General features: G+C 36.1%; 2 protein-coding genes. Both read left to right on the forward strand.

The genetic code is table 11. The features are described from left to right. Positions 1–212, forward strand: a 212-nt coding sequence (locus VIL26_04910) for a hypothetical protein (GenBank protein HEY8390273.1), incomplete at its 5' end; no start/stop codon positions are given. Positions 213–249: 37 nt separating this feature from the next. Next, the coding region (gene murD, locus VIL26_04915; GenBank protein HEY8390274.1) for a UDP-N-acetylmuramoyl-L-alanine--D-glutamate ligase at positions 250–1,508 on the forward strand (1,259 nt) is incomplete at its 3' end.

Below are 1,508 nucleotides of genomic sequence, written 5' to 3' on the forward strand. Positions count from 1 at the left end.
TAGGTGTTATGTTTGTTTTGAGCAGCTTAAGCGTCATTATTCAAGTCGTTTATTTCAAAATAACAGGCGGAAAAAGAGTCTTTTTGATGGCGCCGATTCATCATCATTTTGAGCGAAAAGGTATTCACGAATCTAAAATTACCGTCATATATATGATAGTAACGGCCATGATAGGGGTATTGTGTACTATTTTGCATCTTATATTCCTATAAGGTTTTTACGCTATTCTTAATTAATTGGCGGTAAAAATTGGATTATTTCGGCAAGCGTATTTTAATCTTGGGCGGCGGTTCAAGCGGTTTAAGCGCATGCGAAGTTTTAAAAAACTTAGGTGCGCAAACTCATCTTATTAATGATACCCGAACAGTTATTTTGGAAAATGATTTTATTAAGGGTTTTGATTTGTGTATTATAAGCCCAGGTATAAGCATTAGAGATATCAACGTTTCTAAGTGTTTGGAAAATGGCGTCAAGGTTATGTCTGAACTGGAGCTGGGATACACTCTTAGTAACAGCCGTCTTATTGGGATTACGGGGACAAATGGAAAGACCACGACAGTAAGTATAATCAGCAAGATACTAAGTGATGCCGGAATAGATAACGAGCCTTTGGGTAATATAGGCACGCCTTTTTCTTCAAGAGCGCAAAAGTACGGCAATGATTCAGTTTTGCCTATAGAAGTATCTAGTTTCCAATTGGAAGCTATACATGATTTCAAGCCAGATATAGCAGCAATTACCAATATAACGCCAGATCATCTTGACAGGCATTTGACAATGCAAAAATACATTGAGTGCAAGATGAAACTTTTTAGCAATCAGACCAAATCAGATTTTGCAATAATCAATTATGACCAGCCTGAAATTTTTCCATATTTTAAAACAGAATCAAATAAGTTGTACATAAGCACTCAGCAGCAAGTTCAAGGCGCATATAGTCTTAATGGCAGAATGTATATTGACGGAAAATATCTTATGCGCACCAATGATTTGAAAATCATAGGCACTCATAATGTTTATAATGCTCTTATGGCGGGGTTATGTACTTATCTGTGCGGAATTGATATAGAAAATATAAGAAATACTCTCAAAGAATTCAGCGGTGTAAAACATCGGCTACAGCATGTTGGAACACTAGACGGAATTAATTTTCTCAATGACTCTAAGGCTACCAATCCTGATGCAGCTATTGTAGCAATCAAAAGTATGAAAATCCCTACCATATTGATTTTGGGAGGCAGCGACAAGGGACTTGGTTATTTGGACTTTTTTAACGATATAAAAAATAATTACAAGAAAATAAAATATTTTGTTGTTTGCGGCGCAGTAAAAAACAGAATGTTGCAAGCAATATCGGATTGCGGATTAAATAATAAAACAGTAGAAGCAGATAATTTTACAGACGCTTTCTATAAGAGTGTAGAACTAGCTAGGTCGCTTTCGCCTTGCAATGTTTTGCTTTCTCCTGCTTGTTCTAGTTTTGATGAATTTGTCAATTTTGAGGCGCG

The sequence above is a fragment of the Clostridia bacterium genome (assembly GCA_036562685.1).
GTDB lineage: Bacteria > Bacillota > Clostridia > Christensenellales > DUVY01 > DUVY01.